The following is a 16,070-nucleotide window of genomic DNA, read 5'->3' as shown; positions in this document are numbered from 1 at the left end:
TTGGTATTACACTGGTTTTACTATGCTGAATACCGAAACCCCCGCCGCGCAACACGCTTCCCTGGATCAATACCCCACCACCGAGCTGGTGAACGTGCTGGTCGACGACCAGTTCAAGGCCGTCGAGGCGGTTCGCGCCGCGGCGCCGCGCATCGCCGCCGCCGTCGCGGCCGCGTTGCCGCGCATGGAAGCGGGCGGACGCCTGATCTACGTCGGCGCCGGCACCTCGGGCCGCCTGGGCGTGCTCGACAGCGTCGAACTGTATCCGACCTTCTCCTGGCCGCACGGCCGCGCGGTGGCGCTGCTGGCCGGCGGCACGGACGCGATGTTCGTCGCCGTCGAAGGCGCCGAGGATGACCTCGAGCAGGGCGCGGCCGACCTGCGCAGCGTGAACGTGGGCCACGACGACGTCGTGCTCCTGATCGCGGCCTCGGGCGGCACGCCCTACGTGCTGGGCGCCCTGCGCGCCGCGCGCGCGGCCGGCGCCCTGACCGTCGGCTTCGCCAACAACCCGGACGCGCCGGTCGCGAACGAGGCGGAGATCGGCGTCACCCTGGACACCGGTCCGGAAGCCATCTCGGGCAGCACCCGCCTGAAGGCCGGCACCTCGCAAAAGATCGCCCTGAACGCCTTTTCGAGCGCCCTGATGGTGCGTTTGAACAAGGTTTATGGCAACCTGATGGTAGACTTGAAGGCGACCAACGCCAAGCTGGTGCGCCGGGCGATTCGCCTGACCACCTTCGCTACCGGCGCCGACGACGACACGGCGCGCCAGGCGCTGGAACAATGCGGCTTCCACGTCAAGGTTGCGATCGTGGCCTTGTCCAAGAACATCCAGGTCGAGCAGGCGCGCGCTTTACTGGACAGCGCGAACGGCAGCGTGCGCGCTGCATTGTCCAGCTGATACGCGCTGGCTGATGCTGTGCGGCGGGTAGCCGGCCTGGGATCACGAAAGAGTTATGCAGACATCGCAAGCAAAGAACCCATGGCTGTGGGTACCCTCCCTGTACTTCGGCCAGGCGATCCCCTACATCGTCGCCAACAACCTGTCGGTCGTCATGTACAAGGACATGGGGATCTCCAACACCGACATCGCCTTCTACACCAGCCTGCTGTACCTTCCGTGGGTGATCAAGCCGCTGTGGTCGCCGCTGGTCGACATGTTCGGCTCCAAGCGCGGCTGGACCGTCTCGCTTCAGCTGGCGATCGCAGCCAGCCTCGGCGCGGTCGGCGCGACGCTCCACCTGCCCGCCTTCTTCATGGTCAGCCTGGCCGTGATGTGGCTCATGGCCTTCGCCTCGGCCACCCATGACATCTCGGCCGACGGCTTTTACATGCTCGGCCTGCGCCAGCAGCAGCAGGCGGCCTTCGTCGGCGTGCGCTCCACCTTTTATCGGCTCGCATCGCTGGCGGGGCAGGGCCCGCTGGTGATCCTGGCCGGCACCCTGGCGGTGTCGCTGGGCGACGTGCACCAGGCCTGGGCCATCGTGTTCTTCGTGCTGGCCGGGCTGTTCTTCGCGCTGTTCGCCGGGCACCAGGCGGTGCTGCCGCGGCCGGATGCCGACCATAAGGCCGCCGACGCAGTGAATAACACCGCGAACCCGCTGCGCGCCTTCCTGTCCACCTTCGGCAGCTTCTTCGGCAAGCGCGACATCTGGCTGATCCTCGGTTTCATCCTGACCTTCCGCCTGGGCGAGGCCCAGCTGCTGAAGCTGGTCGCGCCCTTCCTCAAGGACCCGGTCGAGCAGGGCGGCCTGGGATTGACCACCGCGCAGTACGGCACCGCCTACGGCACCATCGGCATCATCGCGCTGACCATCGGCGGCCTGTTCGGCGGCTGGCTGATCTCGCGCCTGGGCCTGAAGCGCTGCCTGTGGCTGATGGTGGCGGCGGTGCATCTGCCGGACCTGGTGTTCGTCTACTTGTCCTCGTTTCAACCGCAAAGCTTTGCCGTGATCTCGGGCTTCCTGGCGATCGAGCAGTTCGGCTACGGCTTCGGCTTCACCGCCATGATGATGTACATGATCATGGTTTGCGACGGCCCGTATAAAACCGCGCACTACGCGATCTGCACCGGCTTGATGGCGCTGGGGATGATGGTGCCGGGCATGTGGAGCGGGAAGCTGCAGGAGATGCTGGGCTACCAGCACTTCTTCATCTGGACCTGCCTGGCGACCATCCCGGCCTTTATCATGGCGGCGCTGGTGAAGGTCGATCCGGAATTCGGGAAGAAGTAAGATGCGTGACGCTAGCGGCCGCCTGGCTTCGCTCGACGCCTTCCGCGGTTTCACGATCGCCGCGATGGTGCTGGTGAATAACCCGGGCGACTGGAGCCAGCTGTACTCCCAGCTCGAACACGCCAAGTGGAACGGCTGGACCTTCACCGACTGCATCTTCCCCTTCTTCCTGTTCATCGGCGGCGTCGCGATGGCGCTGTCGCTGGGGCGGCTGGCCGCTCTGGGTGCCGACCGGCCGCGCCTATTGATGAAACTGGCCAAGCGCGCCGCGCTGATCTTCCTGATCGGCTTCCTGCTCAACTTCATGCCCTATTTTAATGTCGAGAAGGTGCGCATTCCCGGCGTGCTGCAGCGGATCGCCCTGTGCACGCTGCTGGCCGCGCCCATCGTGGTCTACTGCGGTTGGCGCATGCAGCTGGCCATCATCGCGGGACTCCTGGTCCTGTACAGCGTGCTGATGCTGCTGGTGCCGGTGCCCGGCATCGGCGCCGGCGTACTGGAGCCGGGCAAGGACTTCGGCGCCTGGATCGACCACGCCCTGCTGGGCAATCACCTGTGGGTGCAGAGTAAAACCTGGGACCCGGAAGGGCTGGTGTCGACCCTGCCCGCCCTGTGCAGCCAGCTGTTCGGGGTGCTGGCCGGACGCTGGCTCGCAACGAAGGTGAACCGCACCGAGCAGACCGTCTGGATGCTGCTGGCCGGCCTATCGTGCCTGGGGATCGGCGTGATTTTCGATACCATGCTGATGCCGATAAACAAGAGCTTGTGGACCCCGTCCTATTGCTTGCTGATGACGGGCTGGGCCTTGATCGTGTTTTCCGCCTTTTACTGGCTGCTGGACGTGAACCCCTACGCCAGCGTGCGCGAGGCCGCGGCGCGCTGGAGTAAACCCTTCGTCATCTACGGCATGAATGCGCTGTTCATCTTCGCGTTGTCGGGTTTCATTGCCAAGATGTTCGCTTACATCAAATTGACCCAGCCGGACGGCAGCCTGCGTTCGCTGGGCAAGACGCTGTATGCGCCGATCGCCGCGCTGCCCATCGGGCCCGTGAACACCTCGCTGCTGCACGCGGTGCTGTTCAACGCCTGCATGTTCGCGGTGGCCTGGGCCATGTGGCGCAAAAAATGGTTTGTAAAGGTTTGACTATGATGCGGAGTGCTTGTGTATCCTGATCGGAAACGACGCGCGTTCGCGCTGGCCGGCGTGGCCGGCGCGCTGGCGATGAGTGGCCTGTTCTCGGCCTGTACCACGACCCCGGGCGCCGGCACCATCGCGGCCGGCGGCGCCGGCGGCGGCAACACGCCGCCCCCCGCGCCGCGCGAGTTCCGCGCTGCCTGGGTCTCGACCGTCGCCAACATCGACTGGCCCAGCAAGCAGAACCTGAGCGCCGCCCAGCAGCAGGCGGAGGCCATCGCGATCCTCGACCGCGCCAAGGCGCTGAACCTGAACGCGATTGTGCTGCAGGTGCGGCCCTCGGCCGACGCCATCTACGCCTCGCAGATCGAGCCGTGGTCGGAATACCTCACCGGCGCCCAAGGCAAGCCGCCGCAGCCGTGGTACGATCCGCTGAAGTTCTGGGTCGAGCAGGCGCACGCGCGCGGGCTCGAGCTGCACGCCTGGTTCAATCCCTACCGCGCGCGCCACAACAATGCGAAATCGCCGGCCGCGCCGAACCACATCACCCGCACCAACCCGGCCGCCGTCAAAACCTACGGCAAGTACCAGTGGATGGACCCGGGCGAGGAATCCGCCGCCCGGCAGACCCTGGACGTGGTGCTCGACGTGGTGCGCCGCTACGACATCGACGGCGTCCACATCGACGACTATTTTTATCCCTACCCGATCGAAGCGCCGACCGTCACCGGCGCCGAAGGCGCGGCCCTGGACGGCAAGGTCGCGAAGGCGGAACTCGACTTCCCGGACGATCCGGCCTGGCAGCGCTACTTGGCCGGCGGCGGCAAGCTGGACCGCCCGTCCTGGCGCCGCCAGAACGTGAACCACCTGATCGAGGCGCTGTACGAAGGCATCCACAAGGAAAAGCGCTGGGTGCGCTTCGGGATCAGCCCCTTCGGCCTGGGCCGCCCGGACCGCCGCCCGCCCGGCATCGTCGGCTTTTCGCAGTACGACAAGCTGTACGCGGACGCCGAGACCTGGCTGCAGAACGGCTGGCTCGACTATTTCACGCCCCAGCTGTACTGGTCGATCAAGCAGCCGGGCCAGGCCTACGACGTGCTGCTCGACTACTGGCTCGGGCAGAACACCCGGGGCCGCCACATCTGGCCGGGCCTGTACACCAGCCGCGTCGGCATCGCCCCGCCCGCCAAGGATTATCCGCCGCAGGAAATCATCGAGCAGATCGCCGTCACCCGCTCGCGCCCGACGGCCGGCGGCCACGTGCACTTCAGCATGGCCGCACTGATGGAGAACCGCAAGGGCCTCGGCGACCAGCTGCGCACCATCTCCTACGCCACCCCGGCGCTGGTGCCGGCCACGCCCTGGCTGGGCAAGGCGGTGCCGGAAGCGCCTTCGGTGGCCGCTACCCGCAAGGGCGCTGCGGTGCGGCTCAAGCTGGCGGCCGGCAAGGCCGACGTGCTGTACGCGGTGTGGTCGCGCTACGGCGGGCAGTGGCGCTTCGCGGTGGTGCCCGCGTCTCGCGCGGAGTGGGATGTGGCGGACGACGCGACGCTCGGCGCCGCCGACCTGGTGGTAATCAGTGCGGTCGACCGGCTGGGGAACGAGAGTGCCCGCATACACGCCTGGAAAAAGTCCTGATCGTCGCATGAGCTCTCCATAACCTTTACTCATGCGTATACGCCCCCCTTTCATTCGCGTGCCCAGCCTGGAGGGGGTACACTTCGCCCACACCATGATCCAACCCCCATCCTTCACGCTTGACCTGGGCCTCGGCATCGATGCCGGCGGCACCCAGACCCGCTGGGCGCTCGCGGCGCCGGACGGCGCCATCCTGGCCGAGGGCACCGTGGCGGGCCTGTCGGCCCTGCAGATGGGCAGCCCGCATGGGTGCGACACCGTGCGCACCACCTTCGCCGAACTGGCAGCCGCCGTGCTGCTGCACGGGGTGCCGTCACGGGTGCAGGCCGGGCTGACCGGCTTCGGCGGCGACGGCGAACTGCTGCAGCGCTGGCTGGCCGAGCTGCTGCACATGCAGGAGGCCGACGTCCACTTCTGCAGCGACATGGAAATCGCCTACCGTGCCAGCTTCGCGCCGGGCGAGGGCTACCTGGTGTACGCCGGCACCGGCTCGATCGGCGCCTTCATCGACGCCGGCGGCCAGTTCCACCGCGCCGGCGGACGCGGCGTGGTGCTGGACGACGGTGGCGGCGGGTTCTGGATCGCGAAGGAAGCGCTGCGCCACATCTGGCGGCTCGAAGACGAATCGCCCGGCGCCTGGCGCGCATCGAGCATGGCGCAGGCCGTGTTCGACTACGTCGGCGGTGATGACTGGGCCTGTTCGCGCCAGTTCATCTACGGCCAGGAACGCGGCGCCGTCGGCAAGCTGGCCCTCGCGGTGGCCGCCAGCGCGGACCGCGACCCGGCCGCCGCCGCCATCCTTTGCAATGCCGGCACCGAACTGGCGCGCCTGGCGCAGGCCCTCATCACGCGCTTCGGTCCGCGTCCGGTGGCCGTGTCGGGCCGCGCGGCCGAGCTGCACCCATCGATCGTGGCGGCGATGCGCGCGCTGCTGCCGGCCGGGCTGGCATTCACCCAGACCGCCGGCGGCGCCCATTACGCCGCGGCGCGCATGGCGCTCGAGCCGCCGCGCACCCCGGCATAATACAAATATTGAACATCCAACGAGACCGAACCGACCCATGAAGACCCTTGCCGCCACCCTCCTGATCGCCCTGCTGGCCGGCTGCGCCACCGGACCGCAGTATGACAAGACCTACACGGCCAAGGGCCAGAGCTCGCGCGCGCGCTTCCTGGTGCTGCACTACACCGTGAGCGACCGCCCGACCTCGATCAAGATCCTGACCCAGCAGGACGTCAGCGCCCACTACCTGCTCACCGACGAGCCGAATCCGACCATCTACAACCTGGTCGACGAAAAGAACGCCGCCTGGCATGCCGGCAATTCCAGCTGGAAGAACTTCACCCAGCTGAACAACAGCTCGATCGGCATCGAGATCGTCAACCCGGGCTGGAAGGACACCCCGAACGGCCGCGTCTACGCGCCGTTCCCGCAATACCAGATCGACGCCCTGATCCCGCTGGTGCGCGACATCGTCACCCGCAACCAGATCGCGCCGGAGAACGTGCTCGGCCACAGCGACATCGCCCCGCTGCGCAAGCAGGATCCGGGTCCGATGTTCCCGTGGAAGCAGCTGGCCGCCGCCGGCCTGGTCACCTGGCCGGACGCCACCCGCGTGGCCGTCGTGACGCCGGTGTTCCAGGCCCAGCTGCCGGACGTGGCCTGGTACCAGAAGAAGCTGGCGACCTGGGGTTATGGCCTGGTCCAGTCCGGCATCCTGGACGAGCAGACCCGCGCCGTGCTGTCGGCCTTTCAGATGAAATACCGACCGGCCAACATCGACGGCATGCCGGACGTCGAGACCGCCGCCCTGCTGGAAGCGCTGACCAACCCGGCCGGCCCGCTGCCCCAGATCCTGCCGCCGCCGGTGATGACTTCGCCGGTGATCCCGCCGGCGGAGCCGGTGCCGGCACCGGTACCGGGCACGGCCATCGATCCGAATGCCGTTCCCGCAACACCGCCGGTAAAAGATCAGCACTGATGCTTTGCGGCAGCGCCAGATTTTCGTATCCTTCTTCTTTCACCCTGAAGGAATGAAGCGATGCGCCTGCGCCATATCGAAGTTTTCCACGCCATCATGCAGGTCGGCACCATCAGCGGTGCCGCCCAGGTGCTCCACATCTCGCAGCCGGCGGTGACCAAGGTGCTCCAGCATGCCGAGCTGCAGCTGGGCATGCCGCTGTTCGAGCGCGTGCGCGGCAAGCTGTATCCGAAGCCGGAAGCGCATCGCCTGTTCGCCGAGACCGAAAAGCTGAACCGCGACCTGCAGGGCATCCGCCGCCTGGCCGCCAGCCTGAAGAACCGCGCCAGCGAGACCGTGCGCCTGGTCTCGACGCCGACCATCGCGGTCAGCGTGCTGCCGTCCGCCCTGACGGTGTGGCGCCGCGACTTCGCCCAGACCCGCTGCGAACTGGCCACTTTCCACACCAGCGAGATCGTGAACGCGCTGCGCCTCGGCGAGGCCGACCTGGCACTGTCGCTGCAGGACCCGCGCCATCCCGGCATCGAGGCCGAACCGATCGCCCAGGGCAACCTGATGGTGATGGCCCCGCGCGGCACCTGGAGCGACGAGGAATGCCGCGAACCGATCACGCCGAGCGCCTTGTCCGGCGAGCTGATCGGCCTGGCCGACCGCGACCCGCTCGGCGAAATGGTGGTGGCGGCCTGCGAAGCCCAGGACGTGCATCCGGTGTTCCACACCGTGGTGCAGACCTACCAGATCGCCCGTTCGCTGGTCGAGGCGGGCGCCGGCAGCGCGGTGCTGGATCCGTTCACGGCGGCCTCGGCGGCGCGCGACAAGGTCCAGTGCCGCCAGTGGGCGCCGGCGATTCCGGTCCAGCTGTACCTGCTGACCGCAAGCCACGCGCCGCTATCGCATGGCGCGCGCGAGCTGGCCAACTGCATCGGCGCGACCGCCCGCGCTTTATTAGACAAACCACCTCGGTGAAGAATGACAACCAGTAATACCGGGCCCTTGACGGTTGCCAGCGAAGACATCGCCGGCGATCCCGATTTCCGCCACCTCTCCACCATCGCCGGCATCGCCGTCGACCTGCGTTACGCCACGCCGAACAATTTCATCGGCCGCGACCTGTACTCGCCCTACGACTGCGCCTGGCTGCACGTCGATGCCGCCGCGGCTTTGGCGCGCGTGGTGGTCTGGCTGGCCGGCCGCCGCCCCGGCTGCACGCCGCTGGTGCTGGACGCCCTGCGCCCGCAGCGCGTGCAGCAGCAGCTGTGGGACGCCCTCGAAGGCACCGGCCTGCAGATGTATCTCGCGCATCCGGCGCGCGGCTCGATCCACTCCTACGGCATGGCGCTCGACATCACCATCCTCGACGAAGAGGGCCGCGAGCTCGACATGGGCACCGGCTTCGACGACATGACCGAGCTCTCGCACCCGAAGCTGGAAGACGGTTTCCTGCGCACCGGCGCGCTGACGGCGGCCCAGGTGGCGAACCGCCGCCTGCTGCGCGAGGCCATGTTCCAGGCCGGCTTCGTCGGCATCAACACCGAGTGGTGGCACTTCGATTGCGGCGACCGCAACCTGGTGCGCCAGACATTCCGCCGCGTGCTCTGACGCATTCCCGCATTCCTGTGGCGCCATGCTGACGGCGCCCCCGCACGCTTGAGCCAACTCATTCGCTCTGCATGTGCGGCCCTGACAATCGGAGCGTCACAGACGTCCAACCAACAGGGGGTGCAAGATGAGAGGCACGATGAGGGCTTGCGCGGTGGCGGCCGCGGCGACGGCTGCCTTGGCGGGATGCAGCACCGAGGGCGGCAGCAACCCGCTGGCCTCGCGCAGCACGACGGTGGAGTACTACCGGGTGTTCGACATCAAGACCGATGTTCCCGCGCAGACGGTCTCCAGGGCGGCCACCGAGGGCATCAACCGCAACCTCAAGGATGCGGTGGTGGCGATCCCGCCCGGAGCCGAGGCGACCGAGCTGCCGGGCCACTTCAAGATCGCCGATCCGGCCAGCGCGCCGGGGACTCCCGTCGCCAAGGGCCCGAGCTGCGACGGCGCGGCGTGGACGGCCAAGGCGACCCCGCGCGTGCGCGGCACCGAGGACATGAACCTGGTCGCCTGCCTGTTCCCCTACAAGAGCGGCTACCACCTCGACATGGTCGCCGTGTTCACCAAGCCCGAGGGCGGCCTGATGCAGTGGCCGCGGCGCCTGGGCGATGTCTTCCTGGGCACGCCGGAAAAATTCACCGAGTCGACGATGATGGACGTGGTGCGCGCGATCCGCGAAGGCACGGGCGCCACCGTCTCGCTGGTGGAAGCCAAGCCGAACCTGGCCGGCACGCCGTGGCTGGAACCGGGCGCGAATGCGACGGCGCAGGCCAGCACGGCGGCGGGCACAGGTGCCGGCACAGGCGCCGGGACGCCACCGCCGGCGCAGGGTAGTAGTGCGGCCGGGGGCAGCAAGCCGGACTAGCGCTGTATTGCCTTAGCCCGCCAGGATCAGGTGCATGGTCTGCTCGAGCAGCGCCGAGCCCGGCCGGATCGGTTCGGGTACGCCGACATTGCGAAAGCCTTTGCGGAGGTAGAGCTGGATCGCAGGCTCGTTGCTGCAGACGACGCCCAGCTGGACGATGCGGGCTTGGATCGAACGCGCCCAGGCCACGGCTTCGTCGAGCAGGGCCGCCGCCACGCCGCGGCCGCGCGCTTCCGGAGCGACCCACATCTGGAACAGGTTGACGATGCCGGCATCCTCGGCGTCGCACTTGGCCCAGAGCAGGCCGAGCATGGCGCCGTCCGCGTCGGTCGCTTCAGCCGACTCGGCGACCAGCGGGCAATCACGCCCGGACACGGCGGCGGCAGTCAGGCGCGCCATCCAGAGCTCGTGCGCCCATGCTTCCTCGGCGGCCAGGCTGCTGCCGAAGGCGCCGGGGGCGTCGGCCAGCGAGCGCAGGCGCAAGGCGCGGTAGGCCGGCCACTCCTGCGGTGCGAAACGGCGGATGCGCAGGCCGGCGGGCGAACGCTCGCCCTCGCTCATCGACCGGCCCCGACGGGTTGCGGCACAGGCTGGCGCTGCATGCCGTCCTGGCCTTGCTGCTGCGGTTGCTGCTGCTGCTGGGCCGGCTGCAAGGGCTGCTCGGGCTGGGCCGGCGGCGTCGCCAGCACGCCTTGCGGGCTCGGCTCCGGACCCGGCGTCGGCTGGTTCGCTGCCGGCTGTCCCGGTACCGTCAAAATCGGCTGGGCCGGGCCGTTCAGGTGCGCCACCCAGTCGATCAGGGTGTCGAGCACGGCGCGCCCGCGCCCGTTACTGACCGAGTTGCTGTTGATCATGGCCACGACGACGAGGGGCTTGCCGCTGGCGTCTGGCACGTAGCCGGCCAGCGACACCACGTTGCTGAGGGTGCCCGTCTTCATGCGCGCCCGTCCCGCCGCCGGGCTGTTCTGCAGGCGCCGCCGCATGGTGCCGTCCACACCCACGATCGGCATGCTGGACTGGAACTCGGGCGCCCAGTTGCTGCGCAGCCCGGCCTGCAGCAGGCCGCCCATCTGCACCGGGGTGATCCGCTCGGTGCGCGACAGGCCGGAACCGTTTTCGAGCACCAGGCCGGTGTCCATGATGCCGTGGGCGCGCATCCAGTTGCGCACCGCCGCGTCGCTGCGCGAGAGGGTCGTCTCCGCACCGACGGCGAGCGGGTGGCTGCCCAGTACGGGGTCCGCTTCGAGCGCGCCCAGGCTCAGGAAGATCAGGCGCGCCAGCAGGTTGTCGGACGGTTTGTTGGTGTCGCGCACGATTTCCGGCAGCGTGCGCGAGACGTGCTCGGCCAGCAGGCGTGAGTCCGGCGGCGTCGCGCCTTCGATGGCCGTGCCGGAGATGGTGCCGCCGAGCCGCTTCCAGGTCGCGCGGAACAGGCGCTCCACATAGTCCTGGCGGTCGACCACGTTGATCGAATAGCTCTGGTTGCAATTCTTCGGGAAAGTCCCGTGCAGCATCACCTTGATGCCGCCCTTCTTCTGCGGCACCGCTTCCGGCAGCTTCCAGCCGTCTTCCCACTGCTTGCAATCGGCGTTGACCAGCTTCATGTCGTGGCCGATCGTCACGCCCTGCAGCTCCGGCTGCATCGCCAGCTTCAGGCGCGAACCGGTCGAACGCATGTCGAGCTGCAGCATGTTCTTGTTGATCATGGCCGCGTCGGGGACCACGTTGTAATAGGCTTCCGGCGACTCGTCGAAGGGCTGCACGCCGAGGTCGGCACGTGCCGGATTGAACAGTTGGCGGTCGACCACCAGCTTGCCCTCGATCTTGCGGATGCCCTGGTAGCGCAGGCTGCGCAGCATGTTTTCCAGCGCCTCGCTGGACAGGTCGACGTCGGCGCCGCCGCGCAGGACCAGGTCGCCCTTCAGCGTCTCGCCCTGCAGTTCTCCGGTCGTGCGCAGCTCGGTGCGGCCGCGGAACACGGGGCCCAGGGTCTCCAGGCCGACCAGGGTGGAGACCAGCTTCATGGTCGAGGCCGGCTGCATGGGACGGTCGGCCAGGTGGGACAGCACGGTGCGGTCGTCGCGCAGCACCAGCACGCTGACGGCGTCTTCCGCGATGCCGGTCGAGCGCAGCACTTGCCTGACCGGTTCCGGCAACTGGGCGTGGGCGGGCAGCGCAGGGACGAGGGCAGCGAGGGCGGCGGCGAGGGCAAGCGAGCGGATGCGGAACATGCTGGTCCTTTACTAAAATTATCCGAAAAACACGTAGGCCACCGCGATGGCGGCGACGATGCCGGCCAGGTCCGCGATCAGGCCGCAGGAAATGGCGTAACGGGTCTTGCGCACGCCGACCGAACCGAAGTACAGGGCGACGATGTAGAAGGTGGTGTCGGCCGAGCCCTGGAAGATGCAGGCCAGGCGTCCGACGAAGGAATCCACGCCATAGGTCTTCATGGCGTCGATCATCATCGCCTTCGAGCCGCTGCCGGACAGCGGCTTCATCAGCGCGGTCGGCAGCGCCGGGGTGAAGGCGGTGTCCAGGCCGGCCAGCCGGATCAGCCACTCCAGGCCCTGCACGATATAGCCCAGCACGCCGGAATTGCGGATCACCGAGATCGCCACCAGCATCCCGACCAGGTAGGGGATGATGGTCAGCGAGGTCTGGATGCCGCCCTTGGCGCCCTCGATGAAGCTTTCGTAGACGTTCACGCCGCGGCGCAGCGCGCCGACGATGAAGACGACGATGATAGCGAACAGGATCAGGTTGCTGGCGACCTTGGAGAAGGTTTCGATTTCCGGCTTGGTCAGGAAGGTCGTGATGTACCAGATGAAGCCGGCGATGGCGGCCGTCATGCCGCCCAGCCAGCCCAGCACGACGCCGTTGAGCAGGTTGATGCGCTGGCGGATCGACACCGCGATGATGCCGGTGACGGTGGCGACATAGGTCGCGATCATGCAGGGAATAAAGATGTCCGACGGGTCTTTCGCCCCGAGGATGGCGCGCTGGGCCATGATCGCCAGCGGAATCAGGGTCAGGCCCGAGGTATGCAGCACCAGGAACATGATCTGGGCGTTGCTGGCCGTGTCCTTGTGCGGATTCAGGGTCTGCAGGCTTTCCATCGCCTTCAGGCCGAAAGGCGTGGCGGCGTTGTCCAGGCCCAGCAGGTTGGCGGAAAAGTTCATCACCATGTGGCCGGTGGCCGGGTGATCCTTCGGCACCTCCGGGAAGATGCGCGAGAAGAAGGGCGAGATGAGTTTCGCCAGCCAGCCGATCGCGCCGGCCTTTTCGCCGATGTTCATGATCCCCAGCCACAAGGTCATCACGCCGGCCAGCGGCAGGGCGATGTCCATCACGCCCATCTTGGCCGAATCGAAGGTGCCGTCGATGATGCGCTTGAAGATCTCGGTATCCCCGAGAAAGATCCACTGAGCCAGCGCCGCAAGGAAGCCAACCAGGAAAAAGCCGATCCAGATGTAATTCAGAGCCATGTGATGTCGTCAGGGCGAGCCAGCGCTCGATTGTGCAGCGGAGAGTATAGGCGCAGAGCAAACTGCAAGGATGAAAGAATGCGCCGAGGCTATGTGAAAAAGTTATGCATCGGATCGAGCCCCGCTGTGCGGCAATCCGGACAATTTTGGCGCGGCTTGTGCGGTTTGTCGGAACGGCGCACGCCGCGCTCCAGGCCTTGCGCGATTTTCCTTTTCAAAACAAGGATTTGGCCCGGCGATAAAGAGCTTGATGGTTGGCATGGAAAGTGCTGATAATCCGGTAACAAGGTACCGAAGAGTACGAATAACACATCAATCATCAAGGAGACGACAAATGGCATTCGCCAAGCGTATCAAGGCATTCGTTAACGTTAAAACACTGGCAGTCGCACTGGCGACGGCCGCCGCCGTGCAATTCCCCTTGGCCGCGCATGCGGCCGACCTGGTGCGGCTGGGCAACCTGAAGTTTGCGCATTACGGCGCCGTTGCCTACATGAAGGAAATCGCGCCGCAATACAACCTCAAGATCGAAGAGCGTGTCTTCGCGAAAGGCCTCGATATCGTTCCAGCAATGATCGCCGGCGAAGTCGATGTGTCCGCCAGTGCGCTCGAAGCGGCGATTTCCGGCCGCGCCAGTGGCGTGCCGGTCTACCTGGTCGCCGGTTTCGCCAAGGGCGGCGTGCGCATCGTCGGCCGCCCCGACCTGAACATCCATTCGATCACCGATCTGAAAGGCAAGAAGGTCGGCGTCACCCGCGGCGGTCCGCAGGAAATCCTGCTGTTTGCCGAACTGTCCAAGCACAACATGACCTGGTCGGACAAGCCGGGCAAGGACGTGCAGATCATGTACATGGGTTATCCGGACCTGAACCAGGCACTGCTGACGAAGAATATCGATGCCATGAGCCAGTCCGAGCCGTACTCGACCCAGGCCATCAACAAGAAATACGGCACCGAAATTATCAAGCCCTACGACACCGCACTGGAAGAGCCGACCCGTGCCCTGGTGATGTCGGAAAAGCTGTACAAGGAACGCCGCGACGTCGCCCAGCGCTTCATGCAGTGCTTCGTGGATGCCACCCGCAAGTTCATCGCCGATCCCAAGCTGGCCGAGAAGTATGTGCGTGAATCGATGTTCAAGAACCAGGTGTCTTCCGAGGATTACCGCGACGCGATGGAGAATGCCAAGTTCACCGAAGACATCTCGGTCGAGCACGTCCAGCTGACCACCGACTACATGATGAAGTATGGTGTCGGCCGCATGGCGAACCCGCCGGCCGCGAAGGATTGGGTCAAGCTCGATCTGCTGCAGGCAGCCAAGAAATCGGCCGCAAAATAAGGAGTACGGGATGAATGTTCTGTCGCTCCGGCGCCTGGTGCACGGTGCCGCGGTCCCGTTGGCGGCGCTGCTGCTATGGCAGGCCGCCTCGTCGCTGGGCTTGGTCAACCCCCAGGTGCTGCCGTCGCCGCTGGCCGTGCTGCATAAATGGGGCGAGTACCTGCTGCCGCTCAGCGCCTACGATCCGGCCCATGGCAGCTACCTGCGCTGGCTGGTGTCCGGCGAACTGCTGGAAGACGCCTACGGCAGCCTGACGCGGGTGCTGGTCGGCTTCGCGATCGGTGCTGGGCTGGCCTTGCCGCTCGGCCTGTTGATGGGCACGAACCGGGGCGTCTATAAACTGTTCGACCCGCTCGTGCAGATCCTGCGTCCGATTCCGCCGATCGCCTACATCCCGCTGTCGATCCTCTGGTTCGGCCTCGGCAACCCGCCGGCGTTCTTCCTGATCAGCCTGGGATCCTTCTTCCCGGTCCTGATGAATACCATCGCCGGCGTGCACCAGGTCGACTCGATCTATATCCGGGCGGCGCGCAACCTCGGCGTCGGGCGCATGACGATGTTCCGGCGCGTCATCCTGCCCGCCGCCACGCCGTACATCCTGGCCGGCGCGCGCATCGGCATGGGGACCGCCTTCATCGTCGTGATCGTTGCGGAAATGATTGCAGTCAACAACGGTCTCGGTTTCCGCATCCTGGAGGCTCGCGAATATTTTTGGTCCGACAAGATTATCGCCGGCATGTTCACCATCGGACTGCTGGGCCTGGCCATCGACACCGGCATGAGTGCGCTGAACAACCACTTGCTGAAGTGGCATCGCGGTCTCGACAATCATTAAAGGAGACGGCATGACAGCCATCCATATCAACGCAGTCAACAAGGTGTTTGCCAGCCAGGGCGGCGAGGTCGTCGCGCTCAGGGATATCAACCTGGAGATCGCCAGCGGTGAGTTCATCTGCCTGCTGGGCCCGTCAGGTTGCGGCAAGTCGACCCTGCTCAACGCGATTGCCGGGTTTTCGCATCCGACCTCGGGCCGGATCCTGGCCGGCGACAAGCCGGTCGTCGACCCCGGCCCCGACCGTGGCATGGTGTTCCAGGAGTACGCCCTGTTTCCCTGGATGACGATCGAGAAGAATATCGCCTTCGGCCTGGAAGTGGCGGGCCGTTCCCCCGCGCAGATCAAGGAGCGCGTCGACTTCCTGCTGAACATGCTCAAGCTGCAGGATTTCCGCGCGCGTTTTCCGAAGGAGCTGTCCGGCGGCATGCGCCAGCGCGTAGCGATCGCGCGCGTGCTGGCGCTGGAGTCGCCGGTCATGCTGATGGACGAGCCCTTCGGCGCGCTCGATGCGCTCACCCGGCGCAACCTGCAGGACGAGCTGCTGAAGATCTGGAAAGAATTCGGCACCACCATCGTGTTCGTCACGCACAGCATCGAAGAATCGGTCTACCTGGCCGACCGCACCATCGTCATGACCTACCGCCCCGGCACCATCAAGCGCGATGTGCCGATCACGCTGGAGCGTCCGCGCGACCCGGCCGATCCGGAATTCAACCGCATCAAACGCATGTTGGGCGAACTGGTCATGGAAGAGCAGCAACGCCACGAGAACGCCGAGCGCCTCACGGCGACTGCCGACTGAAGCGAGCACACGAGAAAGAAAACATCATGAAACAAAAAGCCCAATTTCACTGGGATGACCCGCTGCTGCTGAACGCGCAGCTGAACGACGAAGAGCGCATGGTGCGCGACGCCGCCAGCGCCTACTGCCAGGACAAGCTGATGCCGCGCA

General features: G+C 66.4%; 15 protein-coding genes and 1 pseudogene. 13 read left to right on the top strand and 3 right to left on the bottom strand.

Annotated elements, in window-relative coordinates; genetic code table 11:
- Positions 1-22: 22 nt before the first annotated feature.
- The 9 genes from murQ to ACI48D_RS05895 all read left to right on the top strand — a co-directional run bounded on the left by murQ (position 23) and on the right by ACI48D_RS05895 (position 9,456).
- Positions 23-904, top strand: a complete 882-nt coding sequence (gene murQ, locus ACI48D_RS05935) for an N-acetylmuramic acid 6-phosphate etherase (protein WP_435570297.1) — start codon at positions 23-25, stop codon at positions 902-904.
- A 55-nt stretch (positions 905-959) separates the two neighbouring features.
- The gene (locus tag ACI48D_RS05930) at positions 960-2,237 is read left to right on the top strand and encodes an MFS transporter (RefSeq protein WP_435570296.1); all 1,278 of its coding nucleotides are present in this window, start codon (positions 960-962) and stop codon (positions 2,235-2,237) included.
- 1 nt (position 2,238) lies between these two features.
- Positions 2,239-3,381: an acyltransferase family protein gene (locus ACI48D_RS05925; protein WP_435570295.1), complete on the top strand. Its 1,143-nt coding sequence runs from the start codon at positions 2,239-2,241 to the stop codon at positions 3,379-3,381.
- Positions 3,382-3,399: 18 nt separating this feature from the next.
- On the top strand, positions 3,400-5,010 hold the full coding sequence (locus tag ACI48D_RS05920) for a glycoside hydrolase family 10 protein (RefSeq protein WP_435570294.1): 1,611 nt from the start codon (positions 3,400-3,402) through the stop codon (positions 5,008-5,010).
- A 94-nt stretch (positions 5,011-5,104) separates the two neighbouring features.
- Complete coding sequence (locus ACI48D_RS05915) at positions 5,105-6,034, top strand: N-acetylglucosamine kinase (RefSeq protein ID WP_435570293.1); 930 nt, start codon at positions 5,105-5,107, stop codon at positions 6,032-6,034.
- A gap of 37 nt (positions 6,035-6,071) precedes the next feature.
- Positions 6,072-6,992, top strand: a complete 921-nt coding sequence (locus ACI48D_RS05910) for an N-acetylmuramoyl-L-alanine amidase (RefSeq protein WP_435570292.1) — start codon at positions 6,072-6,074, stop codon at positions 6,990-6,992.
- A gap of 60 nt (positions 6,993-7,052) precedes the next feature.
- The gene (locus ACI48D_RS05905; protein WP_435570291.1) at positions 7,053-7,958 is read left to right on the top strand and encodes a LysR family transcriptional regulator; all 906 of its coding nucleotides are present in this window, start codon (positions 7,053-7,055) and stop codon (positions 7,956-7,958) included.
- A 3-nt stretch (positions 7,959-7,961) separates the two neighbouring features.
- Positions 7,962-8,591 carry a M15 family metallopeptidase gene (locus tag ACI48D_RS05900; RefSeq protein ID WP_435570290.1) on the top strand — a complete coding sequence of 210 codons (630 nt, stop codon included), beginning with the start codon at positions 7,962-7,964 and terminating at the stop codon, positions 8,589-8,591.
- Positions 8,592-8,730: 139 nt separating this feature from the next.
- The gene (locus tag ACI48D_RS05895; RefSeq protein WP_435570289.1) at positions 8,731-9,456 is read left to right on the top strand and encodes a hypothetical protein; all 726 of its coding nucleotides are present in this window, start codon (positions 8,731-8,733) and stop codon (positions 9,454-9,456) included.
- A gap of 12 nt (positions 9,457-9,468) precedes the next feature.
- On the opposite strand, the gene ACI48D_RS05890 is transcribed toward ACI48D_RS05895, so the two are convergent.
- The 3 genes from ACI48D_RS05890 to ACI48D_RS05880 are packed head-to-tail and all read right to left on the bottom strand — an operon-like array spanning position 9,469 to position 12,944.
- On the bottom strand, positions 9,469-10,017 hold the full coding sequence (locus ACI48D_RS05890) for a GNAT family N-acetyltransferase (protein ID WP_435570288.1): 549 nt from the start codon (positions 10,015-10,017) through the stop codon (positions 9,469-9,471).
- On the bottom strand, positions 10,014-11,687 hold the full coding sequence (dacB, locus tag ACI48D_RS05885) for a D-alanyl-D-alanine carboxypeptidase/D-alanyl-D-alanine endopeptidase (protein ID WP_435570287.1): 1,674 nt from the start codon (positions 11,685-11,687) through the stop codon (positions 10,014-10,016). The genes ACI48D_RS05890 and dacB overlap by 4 nt, the downstream gene beginning before the upstream one ends.
- Positions 11,688-11,705: 18 nt before the next feature.
- Positions 11,706-12,944 carry a nucleoside recognition domain-containing protein gene (locus ACI48D_RS05880; RefSeq protein ID WP_435570286.1) on the bottom strand — a complete coding sequence of 413 codons (1,239 nt, stop codon included), beginning with the start codon at positions 12,942-12,944 and terminating at the stop codon, positions 11,706-11,708.
- 334 nt (positions 12,945-13,278) lie between these two features.
- On the opposite strand from ACI48D_RS05880, the gene ACI48D_RS05875 reads away from it, so the two are divergent.
- From ACI48D_RS05875 to ACI48D_RS05860, 4 genes and pseudogenes are all read left to right on the top strand, one after another.
- Positions 13,279-14,283 carry an ABC transporter substrate-binding protein gene (locus tag ACI48D_RS05875; protein ID WP_435570285.1) on the top strand — a complete coding sequence of 335 codons (1,005 nt, stop codon included), beginning with the start codon at positions 13,279-13,281 and terminating at the stop codon, positions 14,281-14,283.
- Between the two features lie 10 nt (positions 14,284-14,293).
- The gene (locus ACI48D_RS05870) at positions 14,294-15,118 is read left to right on the top strand and encodes an ABC transporter permease (protein WP_435570284.1); all 825 of its coding nucleotides are present in this window, start codon (positions 14,294-14,296) and stop codon (positions 15,116-15,118) included.
- Positions 15,119-15,128: 10 nt separating this feature from the next.
- A complete protein-coding gene (locus tag ACI48D_RS05865) occupies positions 15,129-15,920 on the top strand; it encodes an ABC transporter ATP-binding protein (protein ID WP_435570283.1) in 792 nt (263 codons plus the stop codon).
- 26 nt (positions 15,921-15,946) lie between these two features.
- Positions 15,947-16,070 (top strand): annotated as a pseudogene (locus ACI48D_RS05860) (acyl-CoA dehydrogenase); the annotation flags it as partial.

This window comes from Massilia sp. LXY-6, from assembly GCF_051233485.1.
Lineage (GTDB): Bacteria > Pseudomonadota > Gammaproteobacteria > Burkholderiales > Burkholderiaceae_D > Telluria.
This window is presented reverse-complemented; position numbering and strand designations above follow the sequence as displayed.

Bases quoted from the DNA above. Each gene is read 5' to 3' on its own strand.
- murQ (WP_435570297.1), top strand. From the start codon at position 23: ATGCTGAATACCGAAACCCCCGCCGCGCAACACGCTTCCCTGGATCAA.
- ACI48D_RS05930 (WP_435570296.1), top strand. From the start codon at position 960: ATGCAGACATCGCAAGCAAAGAACCCATGGCTGTGGGTACCCTCCCTG.
- ACI48D_RS05925 (WP_435570295.1), top strand. From the start codon at position 2,239: ATGCGTGACGCTAGCGGCCGCCTGGCTTCGCTCGACGCCTTCCGCGGT.
- ACI48D_RS05915 (WP_435570293.1), top strand. From the start codon at position 5,105: ATGATCCAACCCCCATCCTTCACGCTTGACCTGGGCCTCGGCATCGAT.
- ACI48D_RS05910 (WP_435570292.1), top strand. From the start codon at position 6,072: ATGAAGACCCTTGCCGCCACCCTCCTGATCGCCCTGCTGGCCGGCTGC.
- ACI48D_RS05905 (WP_435570291.1), top strand. From the start codon at position 7,053: ATGCGCCTGCGCCATATCGAAGTTTTCCACGCCATCATGCAGGTCGGC.
- ACI48D_RS05900 (WP_435570290.1), top strand. From the start codon at position 7,962: ATGACAACCAGTAATACCGGGCCCTTGACGGTTGCCAGCGAAGACATC.
- ACI48D_RS05895 (WP_435570289.1), top strand. From the start codon at position 8,731: ATGAGGGCTTGCGCGGTGGCGGCCGCGGCGACGGCTGCCTTGGCGGGA.
- ACI48D_RS05890 (WP_435570288.1), bottom strand. From the start codon at position 10,017: ATGAGCGAGGGCGAGCGTTCGCCCGCCGGCCTGCGCATCCGCCGTTTC.
- dacB (WP_435570287.1), bottom strand. From the start codon at position 11,687: ATGTTCCGCATCCGCTCGCTTGCCCTCGCCGCCGCCCTCGCTGCCCTC.
- ACI48D_RS05880 (WP_435570286.1), bottom strand. From the start codon at position 12,944: ATGGCTCTGAATTACATCTGGATCGGCTTTTTCCTGGTTGGCTTCCTT.
- ACI48D_RS05875 (WP_435570285.1), top strand. From the start codon at position 13,279: ATGGCATTCGCCAAGCGTATCAAGGCATTCGTTAACGTTAAAACACTG.
- ACI48D_RS05870 (WP_435570284.1), top strand. From the start codon at position 14,294: ATGAATGTTCTGTCGCTCCGGCGCCTGGTGCACGGTGCCGCGGTCCCG.
- ACI48D_RS05865 (WP_435570283.1), top strand. From the start codon at position 15,129: ATGACAGCCATCCATATCAACGCAGTCAACAAGGTGTTTGCCAGCCAG.